Here is a 26320-nt window from a genome sequence, read left to right as displayed (position 1 = left end):
GTTATTATAAACGCAGTTAATTCTTGCGGGTCCGCTTGTCGAAGCTGCGCGCCAGCCGGTCGCCGGCGCTCTGCACCAGTTGCACCAGCACGATGAGCACCAGAACCACGGCCAGCATCACGTCAGGCATGAAGCGCTGGTAGCCATAGCGGATGCCGAGATCGCCCAGCCCGCCGCCGCCGACAGCGCCGACCATGGCCGAATAACCGATGAGGCTGACAAGGGTGAGCGTGAGCGCCAGCGTGATGCCGGGCTTGGCTTCGGCAAGCAGCACCTTGGTGACGATCTGCAGCGGTGTCGCACCCATGGCGCGGGCAGCCTCGATGAGACCCTTGTCCACCTCGCGGATTGCCGCTTCCACCAGCCTTGCAATGAAGGGAACGGTCGCGACCGTCAGCGGCACGATGGCCGCACTGGTGCCGATCGACGTGCCCGCCACCAGCCGGGTGAAGGGAATGATCGCCACGACAAGAATGATGAAGGGTGTGGAGCGCGCCGCGTTGACGATGAGGCCGAGAATACGGTTGGTCATCGGCGCTGGAAACAGTTCGCCCTTGCCGCTGGTGGCGAGGAAAACGCCCATCGGCACGCCGATGATGGAGCCGACGATGCCGGCGACCGCGACCATATGCAGGGTTTGCAGCAGGCCCTTCAAGAGAAGGTTGAAGATCATATCAGGCGACATAACCGAGCACCTCCGTGTGAAGACCGGTTTCCGCATAAAAGCGGCCGGCGCGGGCCGTGACTTCCGCCGAGGCCGGATAGGAGACAACGAGCGAGCCGAAGGGTTCGCCGGAAATTTCCTCGATGGTGCCGGCGAGAATGTTTACGTCAGGGCCGATTTCAGCGACCAGACGGGCCGTCAGCGGCTGAAACGCCGTTTCACCAAAGAAGACCAGACGTACCAGAACGCGGTCGCCTTCCGCCGCCTGCGGCTTCAGACCCGAAGTGACCCAGTGCGGCAGCTTCACGCCGACCGAGGACGATAGCAGGCTGCGGGTCGTCTCGTGTTTCGGCGCGGTGAAAATGTCGAAGGTCGTACCTTCCTCGACGATCAGGCCCCTGTCGATGACAGCCACCTGTGAGGCGATGGTCTTCACCACCTCCATCTCGTGGGTGATGAGCAGCACGGTGAGACCAAGCTCGGCATTGATGCGCTTCAGAAGCTCGAGAATGGACTGCGTCGTTTCCGGATCGAGCGCCGAGGTCGCCTCGTCGGACAGGAGCAGCTTCGGCTGGGTTGCGAGCGCGCGGGCAATGCCGACACGCTGCTTCTGGCCACCGGAGAGTTCCGCCGGATAACGCTTCGCCTTGTCGGAAAGCCCGACGAGATCAAGCAGCGGTCCAACGCGGGTCTCGATTTCCCTTTTGCCCATGCCTGATATTTCGAGCGGCAGAGCCACATTATCGAAAGCGGTGCGCGAGGAGAGAAGATTGAAGTGCTGGAAGATCATGCCGACGGAACGGCGCAGCGTGCGCAGGCTCTTTTCATCCAGCGCCGCGACATCGACGCCATCGACGACCACACGGCCGGACGAGGGTTTTTCAAGGCCGTTGGCGAGGCGGATAAGCGTCGACTTGCCGGCGCCGGAGCGGCCGATAATGCCGGTGATGGAGCCTTTCGGCACGACATAATCGATACCGGCCAGAGCGGCAAAGCCGGGCTTGCCGCTCGTACCGCCGAATGTCTTGGTCACGCCTTCAAACGTAACCATCGGGTCGTTGACCGCCCGCTCCGGGGCCGCCTGTGACCGGGTCGCGGGCGGTGCCGCGGATGATGGAAAATTCATTGTAAACTCTGGGAAAACGCGTGACGGATCGGGTCTCAAAAAATCCTGCTGCGGCACGAAACCGCTCTCTTCATGCAGCCTAGGGGCACATTCGATGACAGCTGATTTTCCGGGTCATTTCGTCAGGCTTTCACTCAGAAATGCCGGGGATCGGCAATTCGATGGCGCATACTTGCCCGCAGGCGCCACCTTTTAACAGGGATGTTTTTTCAATTATCTGAAAAGAGAGAAAAAATCTACCGCAAAGCCGCCTTGGCGACCCTGCGGCAGTCAAGATTTCGCGACGATATGAAAATCACACGCGGCTGGTGAATTCCTCGAGCGGGCGGCGCACCTTTTTCAGGTTCACCAGCCAGTCGCCATCGGGCTGGCGATAACCCAGCGGCAGGATGGTAACGGAGCGCAGGCCCTTTTCACGCAGGCCCAGAATTTCATCGAGCTTGGCCGGATCAAAACCTTCCATCGGGGTGGAATCAACGCCCTCGAAAGCGGCCTGCGCCACCGCCATGCCGAAGCCGATATAGGCCTGACGGGCGGCATGTTCGAAATTCACCTGCTGGTCGCGCTGCGGATAGGAGGTGAGCAGCATCTGACGATAGGCTTCCCAGCCTTCATTCCTGATGCCGCGTTCTTCATTGACCAGATCGAACATATGGTTGATCCGCTCTTCGGTGTAGTTGTCCCACGCCGCAAATACCAGCAGATGCGAGCCATCAGTGACCTGCGCCTGGTTCCAGGCGATCTCGCGGATCTTGGCGCGCACGTCAGGATCGGTGACAACGATCACCTCGAAAGGCTGAAGACCGCTGGAGGTGGGCGCGAGCCGCGCCGCCTCGACGATGCGCTCGACCTTGTCTTCGGACACCGGCTTGGAAGGGTCCATTTTCTTGGTGGCATAACGCCAGTTGAGTTTTTCGATAAGCATGTTCGTTTTCCCTTGGGAGGACCAGCCCGCCCTGCCCCTTGGGTGACAGAACGGGCGCTACGCTTCGTAGCCTGTCTGACATAGGCGACGGGCTGGCGGGCACAAGCAGGCACCGCCAGGTAACCGATAAAAAAGTTTGGGAAACTGATAATAAGGGGACGGAACTTTCGAAGTTGTTCTCCGTCATCCTCGGGCTTGACCCGGGGATCCATCAGTACGACCGATCGTGGATCCTCGGATCAAGTCCGAGGATGACGAACGAGAGGTCGGTGCTTTGACGCACTCACGCCATGGGTAAGTTTAACCCTTCACCACACCATGGTTGCCCTTCGGAAACCCCGAAGCCAGCGCGCTGTACCATTTGCCGCTGTTCTTCAGCGTACGCACCTGTGTGTCATAATCCACATGCACGAGGCCGAAGCGCATGCGGTAGCCTTCGGCCCATTCGAAATTATCCATCAGGCTCCAGGCGAAATAACCGCGCATCGGGTAACCGTCGCGGATGAGATCGGCGACGATGCCGAGGTGTTCGGCATAATAATCGAGCCGCGGCTGGTCATCCACCTCACCGTTTTCGATGCCCATATTATAGCAGGCGCCGTTTTCGGTGATGTAGCATTCCGGCAGGTCGTAACGCTTGTAGAGCGTCTCGACCAGCGACTGCAGCGCCGGCGCATAAACCTCCCAGCCGATATCGGTCTTCACATCGCTGACGGCGGGAGCCGGTGTGGTGGCGGGGAACTCCGCACCCGGCGTCGCATCGTCGGCAACCCGCATCGGTGTGTAATAATTCAGGCCCCACCAGTCGAGCTTCTGGCTGATGATGGCGAGGTCTTCCGCCTCCACGACGGGCATGCGGCTGCCCAGCGCTTCCATCATCTGCGCCGGATATTCACCCTTGAAGACCGGATCGAAAAACGCGCCATTGTGGAACTGGAAGGCCCGTTCGGCCGCTTGCAGATCAGCTTCGCTGTCGGAAGCGGGAATGACGGAATGGGCGTTCAGCACCAGTCCCACCGGCACCTTCGGCGCGACATGGCGCGATGCCTCGACACCGAAACCATGGGCAAGATTAATGTGGTGCATGGCGGCAAGGGCTGCCTCCATATTGCGCTCGCCCGGCGCGTGAATGCCGTAGAGATGGCTGAGCCACACCGCGCACCACGGCTCGTTGAAGGTCGCCACCGCATCCAGCCGGTCGCCGAGGCGGGCCATGACGGTCTTGGCGTAACGCTGGAAGGCATGGGCGGTGGAACGCGAGGCCCAGCCGCCGTCGCCCATCAGCGTCAGCGGCAGGTCCCAATGGTAAAGCGTCGCATAGGTCTTGATGCCGCGCGCCTTGCAGCCATCAACGAGGCGGTCGTAAAAATCGAGCCCCTTCTCATTGATCGGCCCGAAACCATCAGGAATGATACGCGGCCAGGCGATGGAGAAACGATAGGCTTCGACGCCCATCTCCTTGATGAGATCGAGGTCTTCTTCCCAGCGATTATAATGGTCGCAGGCGATATCGCCATTGTGCCGCCCGAAGACATGGCCCGGCATGTTGCAGAAGGCATCCCAGATGGAGGGTTTGCGGCCATCCGCCTTGGTGGCACCTTCGATCTGGAACGAGGCGGTTGCGACGCCGAACAGGAAATCGCCGGGAAAACGGGCTGCAAGCGCTTTGGGATCGGTCATCGGAGAGGCCTTCTCATATCCATCGAGCGTGAAAAGATGAACAGCGGTTTAGACCATGTCGGCCAGCAGGTACAGCCGGAGCCGCTGAAATCTACAACGTTTCAGAATGGGAGGTTAACAAGTCCAAAGCGCTTTGCGCACGGAAATTCACCGCGGCGGCAAGGCAGCGGGACGGGCCATCGGTCCGGCAAATGCGGATGGAATGGAAGTGTGGTGGTGAAAGTCGTGCATTTGCCGGACCGCGTTTCTTGGGCCGTGATGCCGGCCCGCTTTGGTCAGGGTATTGTCACGGCACCTATCGGATCGGTCCCTCCCCGCTTCTGGCATTGCGGGGCGCCTTTCCGAAACATGGTCTGCCAGAACCATGCTTGTCGATGCCGGCCTCCGGTTCGCGAAGGGCGCCGCGCGTATCGCCCTTCCTTACCGGTTGCGGGAACAATGATGCGGCCGAAAGGGGCAACGGGGAAAAGCGGGGAGCAATTTTACGGCAAGTGATTGGGCCAAAAGAGGCGGTGGCGGAAAATCATCCGCCGCCGCCCGTATTGTCCGACCCGTGGGTAGCGGTCACGCTGCCTGCGGCGCAAGGTTGGCGGAGCCCGGCTTTCTGAGCAGCAGCACCGAGACGGCGGCAATCATGCACATCAGGCCGGCAATCTGCAGCGCGGGCATATAGGTGTCGAAATCGCTCTTGAAGAAACCGGCACCGAAGGCGGCGGTGGCGGCACCCAGCTGATGGCCGGCAAAGACCCAGCCGAACACCAGCCCCGCCTTCTCGCGGCCGAAATTCTCGGCGGCGAGCTTCACGGTCGGCGGCACGGTCGCCACCCAGTCCAGCCCGTAAAAGACGGCAAAGACCGAAAGCTCCACGAAGCTGAACCCGGAAAAGGAGAGATAAAGCAGCGACAGGCCGCGCAGACCATAAAACCAGAACAGCAGGAAACGATTGTCGAAACGGTCGGAAAGCCAGCCGGCGAAGATCGTGCCGAAGAAATCGAAAATACCGATAACCGCCAGCGTACCCGCCGCCGTGACGGCGGCCATGCCGAAATCACCACAGATAGAAATCCAGTGGGTCTGGATGAGGCCGTTGGTGGAAAGGCCGCAGACGAAAAAAGTACCGAACAGTACCCAGAAGACCGGGTTGCCGGAGACGCTTTTCAGCGTCAGGATCGGCGATACCAGCGTTGCGAGGAACCTGTGATCCTGCCTGGGCGGGTGCGCCACGACAGTCTCACCATAGGCCGGCAGGCCTAGATCGGCGGGGTGGTCGCGCATCAGAAGCAGCACGAGGATCATGGCGACCGCAATCACCGCGACGGAAAGTGTCAGGGCTGTCCGCCAGCCATAGGCTTCCGTCAGCGCCGCCAGAAGCGGCAGAAAAACCAGCTGGCCGGTGGCGTTGCTGGCCGTCATCAGGCCGATCACCAGCCCGCGGCGTTTGGAAAACCAGCGCGTCGCAACCGTGGCGCCCAGCACCAGCGCCGTCATGCCGGTGCCGACACCAATCACCACGCCCCACAGCAGCAGCAATTGCCAGACCTCGGTCATGAAAAACGAGGCGACGATGCCGCCCATGATCAGCGCAAGTGCCGTCGACACCACCTGGCGGATGCCGAAATGGTTCATGAAGGCGGCGGCAAAAGGCCCGAGCAGGCCGAAAAGCACCAGCCGGACGGCCATGGCGGAGGAAATATCGGCGATATCCCAGCCGAATTCCTGATGCAGCGGCTGGATCATCACCCCCGCAGAGCCCATGGCGCCGGCAGTGGCCAGCATGGTCAGAAAGGTGGTGGCGGCGACAAGCCAGCCATAATGCAGGTTTCTGCCGGCCATCCAGCTGGCAAGGCGTGTGGAGAGCATGTCCAAGGTCCCTTTCCAGCGGCCTTCGGCCGAGTCTTGCGGGTATATACCCGATTTTACGGGCAGATACCCGCTTCATGATCAAAAAATTACAGGGCGGCGAGCAGTTCCTGCAATTGCGCGGTCTTTTCCGGCCCCAGCCGGGCCTCGATCTCGTCCTGAACGCTGTCCCAGAGCGGTGCGCCCGTCTGCAGGATCGCCTGCCCCTCCTCCGTCACGGTCAGCATCGCCTCCCGCTGGTCCTCGCCGTGGCCGATCGCCACCAGCCCCATGCGCGCCAGCACCCTGGCATTGCGGCCAACGGTGGAGCGATCCAGCTCCACCCGCGCGGCAAGATCGGTGAGCGAGACCGGCGCGGTGCGAGTGATGTTCCGCAACAGGCTGAACTGGCCGATATTGACGCCAAGCGGTGCCAGCGCCTCGTCATAATAGGACGAGACCTTGCGGGATGCTTTGCGCAACAGAATGCAGTGACAGCTATCGTTTGGCATTTGTCTCGGGTATATACCCGCAAAATCTCAAGAGCAAGAGGCGTGCAGGAAAATTATCGGCGGGGAAGGTTTTGCCGCATGGACCATGGGGTGAAAACGACAAAGACAGGTTTCTGGGCGCAACAACGGTTGGCGAAGCCGTGGCGTCTCTCCTGCGACATGCCGAACTTGTCCCATTGCTGTCCGGTTCAAATTTCTGGACAAGGCACAAGACTCTCATTCGAAAAGGCTTCAGGATTCTCGCCTCAACCGGACACGAAAGAAGATCGGCGTCGTCCGATGAGAAGGAAAGTCACGACAATTGCGCCGACGTCATCCTCGGGCCTGCCCCAAGGATCTGCCAACATATTGATTTTATTCGACGGGGTTAGATCCTCGCCACAAGGCCGAGGATGACGTCAGAGTTGGCTGCCAGCCTGGTCAGCAGACCAAACCCCGGCCTTTCAGCCGGGGAATGGTATCAACGGATATCGCTCAGGCCGAAAGCCGGCGGCCATTTGCCACCAGAAGACCGGCGGCACCTTCCAGCCAGCCGGCTTTCAGCTCCAGCGCCAGGAAACGGTTGCGCTCGAACGGGCCGGGCATGATCAGGTGCTGCGCCTTGTTGGCGAAAAAGCCGAAGCGCTCGTAATAGGGCGCATCTCCGACCAGAAGGATGGCGCCATGGCCGCGTCTGGTAGCCTCGGCGATCGCTGCGCGCATCAGTGCAGAGCCGATGCCCTTGCCCTCATGGGCGGCATCGACGGCCAGCGGGCCAAGCAGCAGCGCTTCAACCGCGCGGCCTTCGCGCGAAATGCCGGCTTCGACATTCCACAGGCGCACCGTGGCGATGACATGGCCGTCCTCATCACGGGCGACCAGTGCCAGGCCTTCGGCCGGAACGCGGCCGGCACGCAGCTTCTCGGAAGACTTGCGGCGGCGGCCGGCGCCCATGGCGCGGTCCAGCAGGTTCTCACGGGCAACGACATCGCCCGGATTTTCCTGATCGACATGAAATGTCTGCGGTGTGAAAAATGCCCGTACCGAATTCAAAAGAGCGGCCATCCTTGGCCTCCCGTCACACAACCGCCCACACGCGGCCCTTGATGAAAAATGGTGGAGCCGTTCCGGCCCGCCGACACGCTTTCCTCGGCTGGAAGAGGAGCAGCAAGCAGGGATTTGCGCAACAGCACAATCGGCAAAGCCGGAACGGAAGCTTGGTCGAGACGCCGCCCTTTTCAGCGGACGGCGTTCGGACTTTCAATCAGCATCGGATTTCCCGAAAGCGCGTACGCTTTTCGGTCGGATGCCTTAGATGACGTAGGCCTTCAGCGGCTCGAAGCCATTAAAGGCAACTGCCGAATAGGTCGTCGTATAAGCGCCGGTACCTTCGATCAGAACTTCGTCGCCGATGGTCAGCGAGACCGGCAGCGGGTACATGTTCTTTTCATACAGCACGTCGGCGCTGTCGCAGGTCGGGCCGGCCAGAATGCAGGGCTGCATCTCGTCCTGGTCACGCTCGGTGCGGATCGGGTAACGGATAGCCTCATCCATCGTCTCGGCGAGACCGCCGAACTTGCCGATGTCGAGGAACACCCAGCGGTGGTTGTCATTGTCGGACTTCTTCGAGACGAGAACAACTTCCGCCTTGATGACGCCCGCATTGCCAACCATGCCGCGGCCCGGCTCGATGATCGTCTTCGGGATCTGGTTGCCGAAGTGCTTGCGCAGCGCCGTGTCGATTGCCTGGCCGTATTCTTCGGCAGCAGGAACGTCGCGCAGGTACTTGGTCGGGAAACCACCGCCCATATTGACCATCTGCAGGTGGATGCCCTGCTTGGAAAGCGAACCGAAAACCCGCTTTGCATCGGCAAGTGCGGCATCCCATGCGTCGAGATTCATCATCTGCGAACCGACATGGAAAGACACGCCGTAGGATTCCAGACCCATCTGATGCGCATAGACCAGAACATCGACGGCCATCTGCGGCACGCAGCCGAACTTGCGCGACAGCGGCCATTCAGCGCCTTCGCCATCCGTCAGCACGCGGCAGAATACGCGCGCGCCGGGGGCGGCACGGGCAACCTTTTCGACTTCCTCATGGCTATCAACAGCGAAGAGATCGATGCCGAGCGCGTAAGCGCGGGCGACATCGCGTTCCTTCTTGATGGTGTTGCCGAAGGAGATACGGTCGGCCGTCGCACCTGCATCGAGCGCCATCTGGATTTCAGCCACGGAGGCGCAATCGAAGCTGGAGCCGAGCGAAGCGAGCAGCTTCAGGATTTCCGGAGCCGGGTTTGCCTTGACGGCATAATAGATCGCGCTGTTCGGCAGGGAATGCCGGAACGCGTTGAAATTGTCGCGCACGACGTCGAGATCAACCACAAGGCAAGGGCCTTCGGGACGTCGGGTCTTGATGAAGTCGAGAATGCGTGCAGTCGTCATCGATATATTCCCTATAAAACCGACTCCGGAAAAATCCGGAGGACAAAGGACGCTCGAGATATGCATTCGAATCAGCCGGTGGAGGCGCAGAATCGATAGCATACGCTCAAGGCGTGAATATGAACGATGCCCTGCCAGAGCATCATTCGGCTTTGTCTGCCATCGATTGGAGGGATTGACCCGACCGCACTTCAGGCAATGATGGTGTGCCTCTTCAGTACCCCGGCTGATGGAAAGCCGGCAGAGAACCAGAAAGGCCCGCACCGTCGTTGCTTCATATGTCCTCGCATTTCCCGGTTGGCCGGAATAGCGACTGGAGGGGTTAGTTCCAGGTACCTTACCGAAATCCTCACCACATCGAGGAATCGGCGGACACACATGGGCACGTGCGACTTTGGGCAGCACGGGAGATAAGAATATTCGCAGTCATAATCAAGAGGTTTTTTTCACCATTTAGCGGATTTTTTCAGCAATGAATTTAGGGTTGAACAGTCGCCCTTCAGCGTTCAATTATATGGAACGAACCGGAGGATTTCCATGGACACGCTGACCCGCATCCGCGCCTTTATCGATGTTGTCGAGGCGGAGGGCTTTTCCGCCGCCGCGCGCAAGACCGGACGCTCCAAGGCGCTTTTGTCCAAATATGTCCGCGAACTGGAAGACGATCTCGGCGCGCTGCTCCTTAACCGCACGACAAGGCAGTTCTCGCTGACCGAGGCCGGGCACACCTATTACCGCACCGCCTCCGACATACTGAAGGAGATCGACAACCTCGCCGATCTGGTGCGCGAGAAGAATGCTGATTTAAAAGGCAAGCTCCGGATTTCGGTGCCGCGCACCTTCATCGATGCCGATGTCGGCCAGAGCCTGATCGATTTCGCCAAGGAAAACCCGGAACTGTCGCTGGAGATCGTTGCCGAGGATCGGTTTGTCGATCTGATCGAAGAAGGTTTCGACCTTGCGGTCCGGATCACCCGGCTGGAAGATTCGGGCCTCATCGCCCGCAAGCTTTCCGATTTCCGCGTCTATGCGGTGGCGACGGCGGATTTCGTGGCGCAGCACGGGCCGCTCGACGGGCCGCAGGATTTCTCCCGTGTTCCCTTCATCATCGACACCAATACGCGTTTTCACAATACGGTGCGGTACCTGGAGCCGGATGGCGGCTCGAATTCGGTGACCATCAGCGGGCCGATCGAGGTCAACAGCCCCCAGGCGACCCTGCGCGCCGCCCGCGCCGGCCTTGGCATCGCCATGGTGCCTGACTTCATCGCCCGGCCCTATATCCAGTCCGGCGAACTGGTAACGCTGTTTGACGATTATATTTCCAAGGACCGCGGCATTTATGCGGTCTATCCGCATCGCCGCTACCTGCCGGCCAAGGTGCGCAGCTTCGTGGATTATCTTTCGGCGTGGTTCAGGAAGAACGGGTGAAGGGCCGCATGGCATTCGCCGAGCATCCTTCCGTCATGCCGGACTAGATCCGGCATCCAGCCACGGCGCGTCTGCGCCGTGAAAGAGTCTTTGCGATCAAGGACTTGATCGCGCTGGACCCCGGATCAAGTCCGGGGTGACGGTGTGCGGATGCAACGGCCTCATTAAAAACTGATCTCTGCAAGTTTTTCCACCCGCCTAAACGCCCGCCTTCCAGCGGGCGTCGCGTGGCCGAACCCCTTATCAGAACGGCGAATCGGGGAAGTAGAACTGCTCGGCATTCTCCTTGGTGATCAATATCGCGTCGAGAATATAATTCCCGGCCACCGGCACCTGATCATAGAAATGCCCGGCCGTCAGCTGCATGGCGGTCGCCACCATTGCCGGCGGATAGAGCACGTCGACCGGCACCAGCTTGTCGCCGTCCATGACCTTCTTGATCATGTCCTTGGAGCCGGCACCCGCAACGATATACTGGATATCGGTGCGTTTCGCCTGCTGGATCGCTTCCAGCACGCCGATCGCCATGTCGTCATCCTGGCACCAGACCACGTCAATCTTCTTATACTTGGTCAGATAGTCCTGCATCACGCGGAAGGCGTCGTCGCGGTTCCAGTTGCCATATTGACGGTCGAGAACCTTGACGTTCGAGCCGGCGATGCCCTTGTCGAACCCATCCTGACGCTGTTGGTCGATCGGGATCGGCAGGCCACGAATGACCACGACTTCCGCATCCGGCGTGGTTTTCTTGATGTATTCGCCCGCCACCTGGCCAAGCGCCGGGTTGTTGCCGGCGACATAGAGATCGCGGATGGAATTGTCGTTGACGCTCGGCGCGCGGTCCACCAGCGCGACGAAGGTGCCCTTGTGCTTGATCTCCTTGATGGCGTTGACCAGCGGATCGGGATCGGACGGCAGCACGACCAGCGCGTCCAGCCCCTGCACGGCAAGATCCTGCAGCGCGTTGGCCTGATTGGCGGCATCCGGCGATGTCTTGACGATCACATTAAGCCCCGGATGCTCCTGCATGAGCAGCTTCGCCACGCGTTCGGCATGATAAACGACGCCCGCCGTCCAGCCGTGATCGGCCGCCGGAATGGACACGCCGATGGTGACCTTCTTGTCCTGCGCATGCGCCGAGCCCGCCAGCATCGCGGCCAGCGCGGCAAAGGCCACGCCGATGAATTTTATACGCATAGTCTCTTTCCTCCCAAGACCGGGGCGTTCCTCCTTCAACCGCACCTGCCCCAGATGGCGCGGCGTGATACGTCACCTGCGGCTGAGCGAGCGCTGCACCAGCATGGCGATGATGATGATGGCCCCCTGAATGGCGCCGATCAGATATTCGCTGACGAAGTTCGACAGGATCATGATGTTGCCGACGATCTCCAGAATGAAGGCGCCGCAGATCGTGCCCCAGATGCGCCCCACCCCGCCGCGCAGCGCCGTGCCGCCGACGACGACGGCGGTGATGGCCTGCAGCTCCCACAACATGCCCGTCGTGGCCGAGGTGGAGGCGAGGCGCGGCACATAAAGCAGCACCGCCACCGCGACACACAGCCCCTGCACGACATAGGCGATGGTGCGCACCCGCGCGACCGAAATGCCTGAATAACGCGCCACATCCTCGCTGGAGCCGACCGCTGTCAGATGCCGGCCATAACGGGTGCGGTAAAGCACGAAGGCGGCGATGGCGGCGGTCACGAAAATCACGATGACCGGCACCGGCACGCCCAGCACATTGCCGAAATAGACCGGGCGATAAAGCGTCTGGATTTCCGGGTTGCGCAGCGTGATGGCGCCGCCCTGCGACAGCCATGTGGTCAGCCCGCGATAGATGCCCATGGTGCCGAGCGTGGCGATGAAGGGCTCTATATGGCCGATGGTGGTGATGAGGCCATTGGCCAGCCCGCAGGCCGCGCCGATGGCAAGCGCCAGCGCCATGGCGGCCAGCAGCATCAGAAGCGGGCTGGCGATGACGCCGCTGTTCATGAACAGGATCATCAGGCTGGCGACGAAAGCCACCATCGCGCCAACAGACAGATCAAGCCCGCCCGAGGTGATGACATAGGTCGCGCCAAGCGCGATGATGGCGATGAAGGCGCTGCGGGTGACGACGTTCAGAAGATTGTCGATGCCGATGAAATTGGGATTGGCGATGGTGCCGAGAACCAGCAGCAGGGCCAGCGCCACGAACGGCGCCACGGCACGCAGATCCCAGTCCTTCGAGGTCTTCGGCGTCTTGCCGGTGTCAGTTGCGGCCTCGGTCATGTTCCCCCTCAATTATCTTTTCTTCAGGCCATATCTTTCGAAACCCGCAGCCTCAGGCGGGTTCCTGTGTGTGAACACCGGTCGCCAGCGCCACGATGTCGTTTTCGGTCATGCGATCCCCCGTCACTTCACCGACGATCCGGCCGGAACGCATCACCAGAATGCGGTCGCAGATGCCGATCAGCTCGGGCATTTCCGAGGAAACGACAATGATCGAGCGCCCCTCCTCCGCAAGCCCGGCGATGAAGCGGTAAATCTGCTCCTTGGTACCGATGTCGATGCCGCGCGTCGGCTCGTCGATGATGACGATGGAGGGATCGAGTAACATCATTTTGGCGAGCAGCAGCTTCTGCTGGTTGCCGCCCGAGAGCTGGCCCGCCAGCAAGTCCTTACGCCCAGTGCGGATGTCGAAATCGCGCACCGCATCATCAAGCGCCGCCGTCTCGCGGCGGGTATCGATCTGGAACAGCCGGCTGAACTTCTTCAGCGAAGCAAGCGTCAGATTGATGCGCAGATCCTTGGTAAGCAGCAGTCCCTTGCCCTTGCGATCCTCGCTCAAGTAAACGATGCCCGCCTTCAGGCTGTCTTCGGGCTTGGCGAAAGTGACCGCGCGCCCGAGATGGCGAACCGTTCCCCGCCCGGCCCGCAGGCCCAGCACGCCCTCCATAAGCTCCGTCCGCCCCGCTCCGACGAGACCGGAGAAACCGAGGATTTCGCCCTTGCGCAGGCGGAAACCGGCATCCTGCGCATAACCGGGAACGTTAAAATGCTCCACCTCAAGAACCGGCTCACGCTCACCGCCGGCATTGCGGTCGGGATAAAGCTTGGCGACATCCCGCCCCACCATCAGCCGCGCCATATCGGCCGGCTCCAGCTCTGAGGCCGGATGCGAGGCGACGAGCCTGCCGTCGCGCAGCACCGTCACCCGGTCGGCAATCTCCTTCACTTCCGGCAGGCGGTGCGAAATATAAAGCACGGCCACGCCTTTCGCCCTGATATCGCGGATGACATTCAGGAGTGCGTCGGTCTCGATCGGCGTCAGGCTCGCGGTCGGCTCGTCGAAAATCACCACGCGATGCGGCACCAGCAGAACGCGGGCAATCTGCACCAGCTGCCGCTGGGCAATCGACAGGCTGCCGACGATGGCGTCGGGATCGATCGTGCCGCCGAGATCGCCGACGGCCCTGCGCGCACCATCGCGCATGGCGCGATCGTCCATAACAGGACCTTTATGCAATTCGCGGCCGAGATAAATGTTCTGCGCCACCGTCAGATCGGGTGCCAGCAATATTTCCTGATGGACGAGAACGATGCCGCGATGTTCGGCATCCACCGGCCCGCCAAGCGTAACGGCTGTGCCATCGATGCGGATTTCACCGCCCGACGGCTTCTCATTGCCGGCCAGCAGCTTCATCAGCGTCGATTTGCCGGCGCCGTTTTCGCCGATGATGGCGTGCACCTCGCCGGCACGCACCGCGATCTCGATATCTTTCAGAACCTGAACCGGCCCGAAGGATTTCGACAGCCCAACCGTCCGGACAAGGGCCGGGGCTGAAGTTTCGTCAGCAGAAGCCATGCGCCGTCACCGACAGCCGGTGAGAACGAACGGTTTTTGCCTCTCGATTTTTGCTGATTTGACCATAGGCGAACTCCTCCCAAAGCTCAGGGAAGAAGCTAACGTCCGTTTTGAGGTACGTAAAGCAAATTTCGCTCGTCTTTTAGAATACACTTAAATTTGACCGGCCGGGCAGGACGATACGGCGCTTGATCATGGCGCCGGGGGACGCTGGAAGCCCTTCATGAGACGATGCATGGCTTCTGCGCCTTCCTTCACCAGATCGAAACGTTTGCCGAACAGCAGCCAGTCGTAAACTATGCCTTTGATCAGCCAGTAGAGCGCACCGAGTGCTGATTCCGCCGTCCAGTTGTCGTTGAAGACGCCCTCGGCCTGCGCACGCTGAAAAGCCGCCTCCAGCCGCTCCTTGTGGTAGCGGTCCAGCTCTTCCTGCGCATGCAGCACCGGGGCGAATTCGTCTGAATAGCTGGTGCGCAGGCTGATGGTCATGATGCGCTGGCGTTGTTCGTCCTGCGCCAGAAGCGCCAGCCACTTGCAGGCCCCTTCCTCGATCTTGGAAAGCAGAGTCGACCCCTTGAGATCAGGATCACCGAAATCAAGCAGATCGGATTCCGGCAGCGCCACCGATTTGTAAAGGCCGATGAAAAGGTCGGTCTTGCTGGAAAAGTGCCAGTATATCGCCCCGCGCGTGACCCCGGCTGCGGCCGCCACCTCGTCCAGCGAGGCGTTGGCCACGCCCTTTTTGAAGAACACACGCTCGGCAGCGGCAAGGATCGCCTGACGCGTCTCTTCTGCCTCGGCCTTGGTACGGCGCATGCTGATGTCTCCTTCCAGTCGTGACACGGCGCTTTCGCACCGTGCCTTTTCTTGTCGTGCCAGGCTGTCATTCACATGAATATGGCCCGGCCTTCACATCCGTTTTATTCCGCCGGCGACACGGCGTCAGCAGCAATCTTGTCGTCCTTCTTCCGATCCCCGAAAAACTTCATGACAAACACGAAGAAGACGGGAACGAAGAAGATCGCAAGGATCGTCGCCGAGATCATGCCGCCCAGAACGCCGGTGCCGATGGCGTTCTGGCTCGCCGCACTGGCACCCGACGCAATTGCCATCGGCAGCACGCCGAGCGAGAAGGCAAGCGAGGTCATCAGGATTGGCCGGAAGCGCAGGTGGGCCGCCTCCACCGTCGCATCATAGGTGGATTTGCCCTCCGCCCGCAGATCCTTGGCAAATTCGATGATCAGGATCGCATTCTTGGCCGAAAGCCCGATGATGGCGACAAGGCCAACCAGGAAGTAGACGTCGTTCGGCATGCCGCGCAGCATCACCGCCGCCACCGAACCGATGACGCCGAGCGGCACCACCAGCATGACGGAGAGCGGAATCGACCAGCTTTCATAAAGCGCCGCCAGAAGCAGGAAGACGAACAGCACGCTGAGGCCGATAAGCGCCGGCGCCTGCGAACCCGACTGGATTTCCTGCAGCGACTGGCCGGTCCATTCGAAACCGAAGCCGCTTGGCAATTCGCCCGCCAGACGCTCCATTTCGGCAATCGCATCACCCGAGGAGTAACCGGGCGCCGACTGGCCGCCGATACGGATCGCCGGATAGCCGTTGTAACCCACCACCTGCGACGGGCCGCGCACCCATTCCACCGTGGCGAAGGAGCTTACCGGCACCATGCCGCCATTGGCGTTGCGGACATTGAGGTTCAAAAGATCCTCGGTCTTCATGCGCTGGCCCTGCTCCGCCTGCACCGTCACGCGCTGCATGCGGCCGGCATTGGGGAAGTCGTTGACGTAGGAGGAACCCATATTGGCCGAGATGGTGGCGTTGATGTCACTGAAGGTCACGCCGAAGGTGTTGGCCTTTTCACGGTCAATGATGAGGTTGACCTGCGGAGAGTCCGGCATGCCTTCCACGCGCAGGCCGGCCAAAATGGGGCTTTTCTGCGCTGCCGCCATCAGCTGTGCACCGGCGGCGCTCAGCGCCGTCTGTCCGGCACCCCCGCGATCCTGCAGGCGGAAGGTGAAGCCGCTGGAGTTACCGAGACCCTGAATGGGCGGCGGCGACAGCGTGAAGGACATCGAACCCGGCAGACCCCAAAGCTTGCCGTTGATGCGTTGAGCGATGGCGGATGCGGAATCCTCGGGCCCACGCTCGCTCCAGTCCTTCAGCGTCGCGAAGGCGAGACCGGCATTCTGGCCGGAACCGGAGAAGGAAAAGCCCGAAACCGCAATCACGCGATCGACCGCCGGCTCCGCCAGGAAGATCTTTTCGATTTCCTGGATGGATTGCAGGGTGCGTTCGCTGCTGGCTTCCGCCGGCGCCTGAATGTCGACGATCAGGTAACCCTGGTCCTCGTTGGGCAGGAAGGAGCTGGGCAATTGCATATAGGCCCAGCCGAGACCGACGAGCAGCGCGGCATAGATGACCATGAAGCGGCCGGAACGCTTGATGATGCTGCCGACCGACGAGGAATATTTGTGCGACGCCTTGTCGAAGCCGCGGTTGAACCAGCCGAAGAAGCCCTTCTTTTCATGGTGCCCGGCCTTGATCGGCTTCAGGAACGACGCGCAAAGCGCCGGCGTCAACGACAGCGCAAGGAAGCCGGAAAACAGGATGGAAACCACCATGGTCAGGCTGAACTGCTGGTAGATGATGCCGACGGCGCCGGGGAAGAAGGCCATGGGCACGAACACCGCCGTCAGAACCAGCGTGATGCCGATGATGGCGCCAGAAATCTGGCCCATCGCCTTGCGGGTCGCCTCCTTCGGCGACAGATGCTCTTCCGCCATGATGCGTTCGACATTTTCCACCACGACGATCGCGTCATCGACGAGAATGCCGATGGCGAGAACCATGGCGAACATGGTGAGAACGTTGATGGAGAAACCCGAGACATACATGATGGCGCAGGTGCCAAGCAGCGCCACGGGCACCACCAGTGTTGGAATGATGGTGTAGCGGATGTTCTGCAGGAAGACGAACATCACCACGAAGACGAGAATGATCGCCTCCACCAGCGTGTTGATCACCTTCTGGATCGAGATCTTCACGAAGGGGCTGGTGTCGTAGGGAATTTCATATTCGATACCGGCCGGGAAATAACGCGACAGCTCCTCCATCGTGGCGCGCACGCCATCGGAAGTCTGCAACGCATTTCCCGTCGGCGAAAGCTGTACACCGATGGCCGCGCTGGGCTTGCCGTTCAGGCGGCTGGAGAAGGTGTAGCTTTCCCCGCCCACCTCGACGCGCGCGACATCGCGCAGCCGGACGGAGGAACCATCCGGATTGGCGCGCAGCACGATGGAGCCGAATTCTTCCGGCGAGGTCAGCTGGCCCTGCACGTTGACGGTGGCAGAAATCTGCTGGCCAACCGGGTTTGGCGATGCGCCGATGCGGCCAGCCGCGACCTGCGAGTTCTGCGCCTGGATTGCGTTGATGACATCACTCGAAGTCAGGCTGAGACCCAGCATCTTGTCCGGATCCATCCAGATGCGCATGGAGCGCTGGGTGGCGAAGAGCTGCGCGCTGCCGACGCCGGGAACGCGACGCAACTCACCGACCACGTTGCGGCTGAGATAGTCGCCAAGGCCGATGGCGTCCGTATTGCCGTCGACGGAGGTCAGCGCCACCATCATCAGAAACGAGGTTCCGGCCTGCTCAACGCGCAGGCCCTGCTGCGTCACCGCCCGCGGCAGTCGGGGTTCGACACGGGCGATACGGTTCTGAACCTCGACCTGCGCCTCGCCGATATTGGTGCCGGGTTCGAAGGTGACGTTGATCGAGATACGGCCGGAGGATTCCGACGTCGATTCGAAATAGATCAGACCCGGGACGCCATTCAGCTCTTCCTCGATGGGCCGCGTGACGCTCTGATAGATATCTTCCGGCGATGCACCCGGATAGGTCGTGCCGACGGAAATCTGTGGCGGCGCCACATTCGGATATTGCGCAATCGGCAGCATGGGAATGGCGAGCAGGCCCGCCAGCATGATGAAGATGGCGACGACCCAGGCAAAAATGGGCCGATCGATGAAAAAACGTGCCATGGAAATCGGTCCTTATTGCTTCGCGGCCGGGGGCTCAGACGCGGTCTCGGACGAAGCCGCGTTCTCGCTGCCGGCAGAGGCAGTGGCGGCGGGCTCCGCAGACCATGGTTCAGGCTTCACCTTGGCGCCCGGCGCGGTTTTCTGGAAACCTTCGGCAACGACGCGGTCGCCATCCTTCAGGCCCTCCGAAATCACCCAGCGGTCACCAATGGAGCGGCCGACGCTGACGCGCCGCTGCTCGACCGTGTCTTCCGCGTTCACGACCAGCACGCTTGCCTGGCCGCCCGCATCACGCTGCACCGCCTGCTGCGGCACGGCAAAGGCCGCCTTCTGGATGCCCTGCTGGATCTGGACGCGGACATACATGCCCGGCAGAAGATCGCCGTTCGGATTGGGAAATTCGCCGCGCAGCGTCACCTGGCCGGTGGTTTCATCCACCGCCGCTTCGGAAAACAGCAGGCGGCCCGAAATAGGATAACGGGTGCCGTCATCAAACAGCAGATTGACTTCCGCCTCATTCGTGCCGGTCATCAGCTGGCCATCCTGCAGGGCCTTGCGCAGGCGAATGAGGTCGGCGGCGGGCTGGGTAAAGTCGGCATAGATCGGATCGAGCTGCTGGATCGTTGCCAAGTTCTCGGAACCGGTGGCGCTGACGAGTGCGCCTTCGGTGATGCGCGCCCGGCCGATCATGCCGCTGATGGGTGCGGTGACATTGGCATATTGCAGATTGAGCCTGGCTTCCGCGACGCCGGCTTCGGCAACGGCCACTTCGGCATCCGCCTGCGCCAGCTGGGCGATGGCATTGTCGAATTCCTGCTGCGAGCCAACATTCGAACGACGCAACTGCTGCTGCCGGTCAGCCGTCTGCCGTGCCTGCAACTGCGCGGCCTGCGCCCGGCGCAACGTGCCTTCGGCGCTGTCGACGCGCACCTGGAACGGCGCGGGGTCGATCCGGTAGAGCACATCGCCTTCCTTCACCAGGGAGCCCTGCTCGAACACCCGCTCGACGATAATGCCGGAGACGCGCGGGCGCACCTCGGCAAGCCGCGTCGGTGCGATGCGTCCCGGCAATTCATTGGTGATGGGCAGCTCTTCCGGGCTCACGGTCACGACCTTGACCGCACCGGGCGGCGGCGCACCGGGCGCAGATGCCTGCTCATCGCTACATCCGACCAGAACGATGCCCGTCAACAACACCGCTACGATCTGCCCCAATTTCTTCGCCATACTGCGCTCCGAATCCACAAAAAAGGTCATATTTACATACATACTAAGACGTATGTAAAATTCGAGCAACGGAATTGTTGCAGCGCAACAGCTGTCTCACGCGCTTGTGAAGGTGTGTGCGGCCCTGACAGAACACCAAGGACGAGTGGAACCGTGAAAATGGGAGGGAGAGTCGGGCCAATTGCGCCGACGTCATCCTCGGGCCTGTACCGAGGAACTGCCACCGTATCGATTTTATTCGACGTGGTTGGATCCTCGGCACAAGGCCGAGGATGACGTTGAGGGAACGTTCACCCTTCATCACTGACTTCAAGGGGAATGCAGCCTGTCAGGAAATTCAAACCGGACAGCAGTGGGACAGACCCAGGAATGTCGAGATGATGCAAATAGTCGCGAAAGACAAGAACACCCCGCGCCCTGAAGCGCCCTCGCCTATTCCTCAGAACAGGCGCTTCAGCGGGGCGGCTTCCGGCTGCGGGCTGTTCTTCGGCGTCTCGCTATTATCGGCCGATCTGCTGCGCAGGGCCGCATAATAGGCGTTCTTATGTTCGTACATATTCATATCCGCGCGGCGCACCAGCGATTCCATCGTCTCGCCGGCTTCGCTGGTCGCCACCCCCAGCGACAGGCTGAGCGGCGCGCTTGAATAAAACTGGTTGTTGATCTTCAGCAGCTCATAGACTGTTTCGACCATGGCAGCAGCAATCTGCCTGTCGGCGCCGGGAAGAAGGATGGCGAATTCGTCACCGCCGATGCGCGCTGCATGGTTGGGCGCAGTCACCACGCCATTCAGCACCTCGCCCACCCGCCGCAGCAGGGCGTCGCCGGCATCATGGCCGAGCTTGTCATTGGCCTCCTTCAGACCGTTGAGATCGATGACGATGGCGGAAACCGGCCTGAGCGCGTTACGCTCCAGCCGGTTCAACTCGTCCGAATAAAAGGCGCGGTTGTGCAGCTTGGTCAGCACATCGTGCTTGCCGAGATATTCGAGATAGGCTTCCGCCTTCTTGCGCGCGGTAATGTCCGTCAGCGCCACCTGCACCAGCGACCAGTCATGCTCATGGCCGGGGAAGACGGAAAAATGCAGCAGAACATGCCGCTCCGAACCATCAAGCGCATAATTCACCACCTCGCGATGGTGGTTGAGATTGCCGTTCCAAAGCTCCATCAGCTGCTCGCGGAATGGCTTTTCCATCTCACCACGGAAAATATCGCCGAGCCGCTGCAGCAGAACCTGCCGGTCCGGCGCGCAGAACAGGTCGAGCGTGGCTCGATTGACGTCGATGACACGGATTTCGCTCATGCATTGCCGCACGAATTCCGGATGCACATCCGTGAACACCCGGAAATCGACGATGCCGCGATCCCTGACCTCTTCGATCAGCCGACGCACGCGGCTGAAATCTTCCACCCAGAGCGAAACCGGCGAATGTTTGAACATGCCCTCGGCATAACGGCGATTGATAAGCTCCTTGCGGCGGGCTTCTTCCCGTTCCGTCACATCCTCGGTGGTCAAGAGCAGCCGGCTGAGCGTGTTCTCGTGGCCGGGTATGACCGCGCCGCGCAGCTGAATATCGAGCCGTCTGCCGCCGATCGAATAATTCACCGCATTGCTGGTAAATTCCGTCCGCCCCGCCCAGAGTTCGGAAAGCTCGTTCACATGGCTTTCCAGCATGTCGTCGCGAAAAATCCGATGCAGATTGTCGACGAGGTGCGCCTGATCGCGCGCTTCAAACAGTTCCAGCGTCTTGGCATTGACCTGGATGACGCGGATTTTCTGCGAACAGGCCGCAACACGCGATAAATCTTCCAGAAGAAACGCCCTGATATCCTCAACGCCCTCAGCCCGCCAGATATCGAACTGGCTCTTCACGGCGCTGAAATCCTCGATCCACATCGCGACCGGCGCGAGATTGAAGATATTGGTATCGATCGTTTCACTCATACGGGCAGTCTTCTCAAGGGGAGATGCAGGCGGATGCCAAATGGTGCGGCACGGCAAAGACCGTCCGCATATGTGGATTTATTAGGGATATTCGATTTAACGCAAGCATTTATCGCGCAACCTGCCGGATTGCGCGATAATTCACGGATTTCGCCGCCGGGATGCCCTCTACCAGAGCTTCACGTGACGGTTCACATCCTTGTAGAGCAGGTAACGGAACCGGCCCGGGCCGCCCGCATAACAGGCCTGTGGGCAATAGGCGCGCAGCCACATGAAGTCACCCGCCTCAACTTCCACCCAGTCTTCGTTCAGCCGATAGACCGCCTTGCCCTCCAGCACGTAAAGACCATGTTCCATCACATGGGTTTCCATGAAGGGAATGGTCGCACCCGGCTGGAAAGTGACGATGTTGAGGTGCATGTCGTAACGCACGTCTTCGGGATCGATGAAGCGCGTCGTCGCCCATTTGCCCTCGGTATCGGGCATGGCCGACATGGCGATCTCGTCTTCATGCGAAAAGATCGCCGGCGGGGCCTCCAGCCCGTCAACCGCCTGAAACACCTTGCGGACCCAATGGAACTTGACGGGCGCCTTGCCCGAGTTTGTGATCTGCCAGCGCGCACCGGCCGGCAGGTAGGCGAACGAGCCCTCCCGCAGCGCATGCTGCGCGCCCTCGAAGGTCACGGTCATTTCGCCGTCGACAACGAAGATCGCCGCCTGCGCCCGCTCGTCCGGCTCCGGCCGCTCACTGCCGCCACCGGGCTGCACTTCGACGATATATTGCGCGAAAGTCTCGGAAAAACCCGTCATCGGCCGGGCGATGATCCAGGCCCGCGTGCCGTTCCAGTGCGGCAGCACGCTCGTCACGATATCGGACATCACGGTCTTGGGGATGACCGCATAGGCGGTCTTGAAAACAGCCTTGCTCGACAGCAGTTCCGTCTGCCCCGGCAGACCGCCCATATCCGAATAATATCTCTTCATTTCAGCCATTCCATTCTGCAACGCATCAGGCGCGGATTCTTAAGGCCGCGATATGGTTTAATCAAATGGTTATTGGTGAGGGGCGAGTGACGGAATGGGGCACGACGTCGCCGCGCATTTCTTCTCCCCGAGGGGGAGAAGGTGGCCCGAAGGGTCGGATGAGGGGGCAACGCCAACGATGGACCGCACCCTCGCCCCCTCATCCCGCTGCCGCGGACTTCTCCCCGGCGGGGAGAAGAAACAGGCGGCACGCGCTCGCTTCCCATGAGGGAATAACGAGCGGCTTTCTATCTCACGCCTTCTTACGCATCGTCGCGTAGACGATATTGTGGTTCTCGCCGAAGAACACCTCCGCCTCGATACTTGCAGGATCGGCACTGGCATTGATGATCCGCCACATATCCGCCTTCGAGCGCAGCAGCAGTGCCCAGTTCATGAAGGTCTCCATATAGCCGTCGACGACGATATCTTCGGAGAAGTTGGCGAAGAGGAACATGCCGCCGGGCTTCAGCATCTCCATGCAGCGCCGTGTCAGCTTGATCGCCACGCGGTCGTTCAGATAATCATAAAGGCCGGCCGCATAGATCAGATCGAAGCTGCCGAGCTCCTGCGTGCGCAGCACGATATCGCGCACCGAACCGTCAATTGCCTCCACACCGCGGCCGCCGAAATCACGGGCGACGGAGCCGACGCTCAAGGGATCCTGATCCAGCGCCACCCAGCGCTTGATCCTGCCCTCTTTCAGCGCCACCGAAGCATCGGCCTCGCGCAGGTGGCCGGAGGCAATGGTGAGGATTTCCGTCTCCTCGCCATGGCGGGCGGCGGCCTCATCCACGAACCGCGTCAGCAGGTCCCGCCGCTCGCGCACGGCAACCGAGGAGCTGGCATCCTTCGTATAATCGTAAAGGGCGGCCCCCAGCGGGGAGGCGTTTTTCACCTGTTCGGCAACGCTGTCGTGACCGTAGATGAAATCGAGCAGCTGGGCGTCGCCCGAATAGCCCCTCGGCTTTTCAAACGACCACCGGGTGAAGGGATCTTCGAGAAAATGCTCCGACACGGCGTGATTCTGTACCAGCGGGATCAGTTCCGCCCACACGCTGGAGTGGAGTTTATCGCGCAATCCATGCAGCGCGCCTGCCGTCCGATGTATTATCTCACGTGCTAAAACACCATTGTCGAATTGCTGCTGTGCCAATTCGAGAATGATGGCAATCTCTGCTTTCGCAACTGCGAACTGCTCATCGAATGTTTCGGTTCTGCGTGCAAAAATCTCTTTTGCGACAGTATCAGGGGTGATCAGACTTGCCCCGTCCAGATTTTTCTTCTTTACCCGCACCACTTCAGCCTCCAGTATTAACACATTGTTAACTATACGTTTCTGGAAGACGGAACGCCACTCGCTTTCAAATTTTGAGCGGTGTAGGGATAGATTTCTACATTAGCGTATTTTTTTGGTCACACTCGTGGGCGGAGGAGAAAACGGATACGCAATTTAGTGAAACTTAATGTTGCGGCCGTATGATGCGTTCTTCCTTTCCCGGTTCTGCACACATATCGAAAGAGATGGAAAGGAACCCGCACCGTGTGCATGAGCACACGGAAAAGTGGAATAAGCAGTTACTTAAAAAGTATACGCAACACTATGGGAAAGTGCATGAGGCACAGGTTGGGAGAGGTGAGTGGACAGCAAGACTATCGGCGGCCGGACTCCCGGTTTTCTGATGAACTTCTTGCCCTTTACCAGCAGGAAGGTGAGCGCAGCCGCCGTGGTTCGATCAGACAGGGCCTGTGGACGGCCGTTTTCATCTATCTGCTATTTGCCGTCACCGACATTATTCTAATCCCCGACGTCGCATTTTACGCCATCATCGCCCGCCTGCTGGTGGTCATCTCATCACTGCTGACGCTGGAGATCCAGCTGCGCCGGGGCGCCAGCACCGCAGCGCTCGACCTCACCTGCGCCACTGCGCTCGTCATGGGCTATATTGGCTGGCTGCTGCCTTCGCTTTTGACCGACAACCTCGAAAACATGTCCTATTACATGGTTTTCGGGGCGATCTTCATGATGGGCGCCAACCTGTTCTTCACCTTCCGCTTCCACCTGTCGCTTGTGTCGTCAGGCATCATCCTCGTCACCTATTTTCTGGCGGTGACGCAGTTTCCCGAAGATGTGTTCTACAAGGTGGCTTTCGGCACCTTCTACATTTCCTGCTTCGTCTTCACCTCCTATGTGAACTGGAACCTGAACCGGGAGCGCTATCACGTCTTTCTCAACGCGCTGGAGGCCAAGGCCCAGCAGAAGGCGGCGGATGAACGCGGACAGGCGCTGCTGCGGCTTTCCAATACGGATTCGCTCACGGGCCTGCAGAACCGTCGCGCCATCGACCATCAGCTGCGCCTGCTGTGGGACAATTGGAGCAGGAAGGAGGAGGGTTTTGCCGTTCTCCTCATCGATGTCGACTTCTTCAAGAAATATAATGACCGCTATGGCCACCAGGAAGGCGACAAGTGCCTGTTGACAGTCGGCAATGCGCTGCAGGATGCGATCGCCGGACATGGCGCTTCCATCGGCCGTTATGGCGGTGAGGAATTCATCGTTCTCGTGCCGTTCAAATCCAAGCAGCAGGTGGGCGAGCTGGCCGAAACGATCCGCCACACCGTCGAGGACCTGGCGCTTGCCCACGACCAGCGCCGGGACGGCACCTTCGTCGTCACCGTCAGCATCGGCGCGTCCTTCACCCGCCCCAACCCGGATGGCAAGCTGGAGAAAATCATCAACGAGGCCGACCGGGCGCTCTACATCGCCAAGGGCAATGGCCGCAACTGCATGAAGCTGTTCGATCCGGACGATCCGCAAACCAGCGACGAGACGGAAAACATCGCCGCTCTCCTGAAGATCGCCATTGCGGAAAACCTCATTTCCCTCGTCTACCAGCCGATCCTCAACGTCTCGACCAATGAAACGCCGGGCGTCGAAGCGCTGATGCGGCTGCGCCTGCTCGATGGCAGTGCCGTTTCACCGGGCATCTTCATTCCGATTGCCGAGCGCACCGGTACGATCATGGAACTCGGCCTCTGGACGATCAAGACCGCCTGCAAGCAGATTCTTGCTGAAGACCCGGTGGCCGTGGTCAGCGTCAACGTATCCCCCATGCAGCTGAAAAACCCGGGCTTTGCCACTTCGGTTGCGGCAATCCTAGTCGAGGCCGGCATCGCCGGCAACAGGCTCGCCTTCGAGATCACCGAAGGTGTGGATATGGAGATGCATTCGGATGTGCTGCGCTGCCTGAACGATCTCAAAACGCTCGGCATCAACATCTGGCTCGATGATTTCGGAACCGGGTTTGCCGGCCTTTCCTGGCTGCGCATGACTGATTTCGACACCGTCAAGATCGACCGCTCCTTCCTGCATGACAGCAACACGCCGCGCGGCCGGGCAATGCTGCAGGACATGATCCGCCTCATCCGCAACCGCGGCCACAAGATCCTCATCGAAGGCGTGGAGACGGAAGAGCAGCTGCGGCTGGTGCGCCAGCTGGAGATCGATTACGCGCAGGGCTATTATCTCGGACGCCCGGTCGTCGCCGAAAGGCTGGGGGCGGCAAAAGCCCCCTACCCGCGTCCTAACATGCTGCTGCGCCCCGCATGACGGGCTGCGGGC

General features: G+C 60.4%; 19 protein-coding genes. 2 read left to right on the top strand and 17 right to left on the bottom strand.

All coding sequences use genetic code 11. The features are described from left to right. Positions 1-16: 16 nt before the first annotated feature. From PL640_RS21535 to odc2, 8 genes are all read right to left on the bottom strand, one after another. Positions 17-685 carry a methionine ABC transporter permease gene (locus PL640_RS21535; RefSeq protein ID WP_142842798.1) on the bottom strand — a complete coding sequence of 223 codons (669 nt, stop codon included), beginning with the start codon at positions 683-685 and terminating at the stop codon, positions 17-19. Further along, positions 675-1715: a methionine ABC transporter ATP-binding protein gene (locus tag PL640_RS21530; protein WP_405049207.1), complete on the bottom strand. Its 1041-nt coding sequence runs from the start codon at positions 1713-1715 to the stop codon at positions 675-677. The genes PL640_RS21535 and PL640_RS21530 overlap by 11 nt, the downstream gene beginning before the upstream one ends. Positions 1716-2085: 370 nt before the next feature. Further along, complete coding sequence (locus PL640_RS21525) at positions 2086-2715, bottom strand: NAD(P)H-dependent oxidoreductase (protein ID WP_271363480.1); 630 nt, start codon at positions 2713-2715, stop codon at positions 2086-2088. 300 nt (positions 2716-3015) lie between these two features. Then, positions 3016-4395 carry a GH1 family beta-glucosidase gene (locus PL640_RS21520; protein WP_271363479.1) on the bottom strand — a complete coding sequence of 460 codons (1380 nt, stop codon included), beginning with the start codon at positions 4393-4395 and terminating at the stop codon, positions 3016-3018. Positions 4396-4959: 564 nt separating this feature from the next. Then, positions 4960-6255 (bottom strand): MFS transporter, encoded by a 1296-nt coding sequence (locus PL640_RS21515; protein WP_110759946.1) that lies wholly within the window; start codon positions 6253-6255, stop codon positions 4960-4962. An 89-nt stretch (positions 6256-6344) separates the two neighbouring features. Further along, entirely contained in the window at positions 6345-6746 is a 402-nt protein-coding gene (locus PL640_RS21510) for a MarR family winged helix-turn-helix transcriptional regulator (protein ID WP_271363478.1), read from the bottom strand. Between the two features lie 474 nt (positions 6747-7220). Continuing rightward, positions 7221-7790, bottom strand: coding sequence for a GNAT family N-acetyltransferase (locus PL640_RS21505; RefSeq protein WP_271363477.1), 570 nt, complete (start codon positions 7788-7790; stop codon positions 7221-7223). A 246-nt stretch (positions 7791-8036) separates the two neighbouring features. Beyond that, positions 8037-9170 carry an ornithine/lysine decarboxylase gene (gene odc2 / locus PL640_RS21500; protein WP_271363476.1) on the bottom strand — a complete coding sequence of 378 codons (1134 nt, stop codon included), beginning with the start codon at positions 9168-9170 and terminating at the stop codon, positions 8037-8039. Positions 9171-9707: 537 nt separating this feature from the next. Here odc2 and PL640_RS21495 point away from each other — a divergent pair. After that, positions 9708-10601 (top strand): LysR family transcriptional regulator, encoded by an 894-nt coding sequence (locus tag PL640_RS21495; protein WP_065117027.1) that lies wholly within the window; start codon positions 9708-9710, stop codon positions 10599-10601. A gap of 243 nt (positions 10602-10844) precedes the next feature. On the opposite strand, the gene PL640_RS21490 is transcribed toward PL640_RS21495, so the two are convergent. The 9 genes from PL640_RS21490 to PL640_RS21450 form a co-directional block, all read right to left on the bottom strand. Continuing rightward, positions 10845-11798: a substrate-binding domain-containing protein gene (locus PL640_RS21490; protein WP_271363475.1), complete on the bottom strand. Its 954-nt coding sequence runs from the start codon at positions 11796-11798 to the stop codon at positions 10845-10847. Between the two features lie 72 nt (positions 11799-11870). Next, positions 11871-12872, bottom strand: a complete 1002-nt coding sequence (locus tag PL640_RS21485; RefSeq protein ID WP_271363474.1) for an ABC transporter permease — start codon at positions 12870-12872, stop codon at positions 11871-11873. Between the two features lie 52 nt (positions 12873-12924). Next, positions 12925-14448: a sugar ABC transporter ATP-binding protein gene (locus PL640_RS21480; RefSeq protein WP_271363473.1), complete on the bottom strand. Its 1524-nt coding sequence runs from the start codon at positions 14446-14448 to the stop codon at positions 12925-12927. A 192-nt stretch (positions 14449-14640) separates the two neighbouring features. Then, positions 14641-15264 carry a TetR family transcriptional regulator gene (locus PL640_RS21475; protein ID WP_271363472.1) on the bottom strand — a complete coding sequence of 208 codons (624 nt, stop codon included), beginning with the start codon at positions 15262-15264 and terminating at the stop codon, positions 14641-14643. A gap of 104 nt (positions 15265-15368) precedes the next feature. After that, the gene (locus PL640_RS21470) at positions 15369-18503 is read right to left on the bottom strand and encodes an efflux RND transporter permease subunit (RefSeq protein ID WP_142842789.1); all 3135 of its coding nucleotides are present in this window, start codon (positions 18501-18503) and stop codon (positions 15369-15371) included. Between the two features lie 12 nt (positions 18504-18515). Beyond that, on the bottom strand, positions 18516-19730 hold the full coding sequence (locus tag PL640_RS21465; protein ID WP_405048927.1) for an efflux RND transporter periplasmic adaptor subunit: 1215 nt from the start codon (positions 19728-19730) through the stop codon (positions 18516-18518). A 439-nt stretch (positions 19731-20169) separates the two neighbouring features. Next, positions 20170-21675: a sensor domain-containing diguanylate cyclase gene (locus PL640_RS21460; protein WP_271363470.1), complete on the bottom strand. Its 1506-nt coding sequence runs from the start codon at positions 21673-21675 to the stop codon at positions 20170-20172. A 168-nt stretch (positions 21676-21843) separates the two neighbouring features. Beyond that, on the bottom strand, positions 21844-22668 hold the full coding sequence (locus PL640_RS21455; RefSeq protein WP_271363469.1) for a bifunctional allantoicase/(S)-ureidoglycine aminohydrolase: 825 nt from the start codon (positions 22666-22668) through the stop codon (positions 21844-21846). 283 nt (positions 22669-22951) lie between these two features. Next, the gene (locus tag PL640_RS21450) at positions 22952-23998 is read right to left on the bottom strand and encodes a class I SAM-dependent methyltransferase (RefSeq protein ID WP_271363468.1); all 1047 of its coding nucleotides are present in this window, start codon (positions 23996-23998) and stop codon (positions 22952-22954) included. A gap of 315 nt (positions 23999-24313) precedes the next feature. Here PL640_RS21450 and PL640_RS21445 point away from each other — a divergent pair, with 315 nt between their 5' ends. Next, positions 24314-26308 carry a putative bifunctional diguanylate cyclase/phosphodiesterase gene (locus tag PL640_RS21445; RefSeq protein ID WP_271363467.1) on the top strand — a complete coding sequence of 665 codons (1995 nt, stop codon included), beginning with the start codon at positions 24314-24316 and terminating at the stop codon, positions 26306-26308. Positions 26309-26320 lie beyond the last annotated feature (12 nt).

The sequence above is a fragment of the Agrobacterium sp. ST15.16.024 genome, assembly GCF_027956545.1.
GTDB classification, from domain to species: Bacteria; Pseudomonadota; Alphaproteobacteria; order Rhizobiales; family Rhizobiaceae; genus Agrobacterium; species Agrobacterium cucumeris.
The sequence above is the reverse complement of the archived record's forward strand: the minus strand, read 5'-3'. Positions and strand labels throughout refer to the sequence as shown.

Bases quoted from the DNA above. Each gene is read 5' to 3' on its own strand.
- PL640_RS21535 (WP_142842798.1), bottom strand. From the start codon at position 685: ATGTCGCCTGATATGATCTTCAACCTTCTCTTGAAGGGCCTGCTGCAA.
- PL640_RS21445 (WP_271363467.1), top strand. From the start codon at position 24,314: ATGAGGCACAGGTTGGGAGAGGTGAGTGGACAGCAAGACTATCGGCGG.
- PL640_RS21495 (WP_065117027.1), top strand. From the start codon at position 9,708: ATGGACACGCTGACCCGCATCCGCGCCTTTATCGATGTTGTCGAGGCG.
- odc2 (WP_271363476.1), bottom strand. From the start codon at position 9,170: ATGACGACTGCACGCATTCTCGACTTCATCAAGACCCGACGTCCCGAA.
- PL640_RS21525 (WP_271363480.1), bottom strand. From the start codon at position 2,715: ATGCTTATCGAAAAACTCAACTGGCGTTATGCCACCAAGAAAATGGAC.
- PL640_RS21510 (WP_271363478.1), bottom strand. From the start codon at position 6,746: ATGCCAAACGATAGCTGTCACTGCATTCTGTTGCGCAAAGCATCCCGC.
- PL640_RS21480 (WP_271363473.1), bottom strand. From the start codon at position 14,448: ATGGCTTCTGCTGACGAAACTTCAGCCCCGGCCCTTGTCCGGACGGTT.
- PL640_RS21505 (WP_271363477.1), bottom strand. From the start codon at position 7,790: ATGGCCGCTCTTTTGAATTCGGTACGGGCATTTTTCACACCGCAGACA.
- PL640_RS21455 (WP_271363469.1), bottom strand. From the start codon at position 22,668: ATGGCTGAAATGAAGAGATATTATTCGGATATGGGCGGTCTGCCGGGG.
- PL640_RS21530 (WP_405049207.1), bottom strand. From the start codon at position 1,715: ATGGTTACGTTTGAAGGCGTGACCAAGACATTCGGCGGTACGAGCGGC.
- PL640_RS21465 (WP_405048927.1), bottom strand. From the start codon at position 19,730: ATGGCGAAGAAATTGGGGCAGATCGTAGCGGTGTTGTTGACGGGCATC.
- PL640_RS21490 (WP_271363475.1), bottom strand. From the start codon at position 11,798: ATGCGTATAAAATTCATCGGCGTGGCCTTTGCCGCGCTGGCCGCGATG.
- PL640_RS21515 (WP_110759946.1), bottom strand. From the start codon at position 6,255: ATGCTCTCCACACGCCTTGCCAGCTGGATGGCCGGCAGAAACCTGCAT.
- PL640_RS21460 (WP_271363470.1), bottom strand. From the start codon at position 21,675: ATGAGTGAAACGATCGATACCAATATCTTCAATCTCGCGCCGGTCGCG.
- PL640_RS21520 (WP_271363479.1), bottom strand. From the start codon at position 4,395: ATGACCGATCCCAAAGCGCTTGCAGCCCGTTTTCCCGGCGATTTCCTG.
- PL640_RS21470 (WP_142842789.1), bottom strand. From the start codon at position 18,503: ATGGCACGTTTTTTCATCGATCGGCCCATTTTTGCCTGGGTCGTCGCC.
- PL640_RS21485 (WP_271363474.1), bottom strand. From the start codon at position 12,872: ATGACCGAGGCCGCAACTGACACCGGCAAGACGCCGAAGACCTCGAAG.
- PL640_RS21475 (WP_271363472.1), bottom strand. From the start codon at position 15,264: ATGCGCCGTACCAAGGCCGAGGCAGAAGAGACGCGTCAGGCGATCCTT.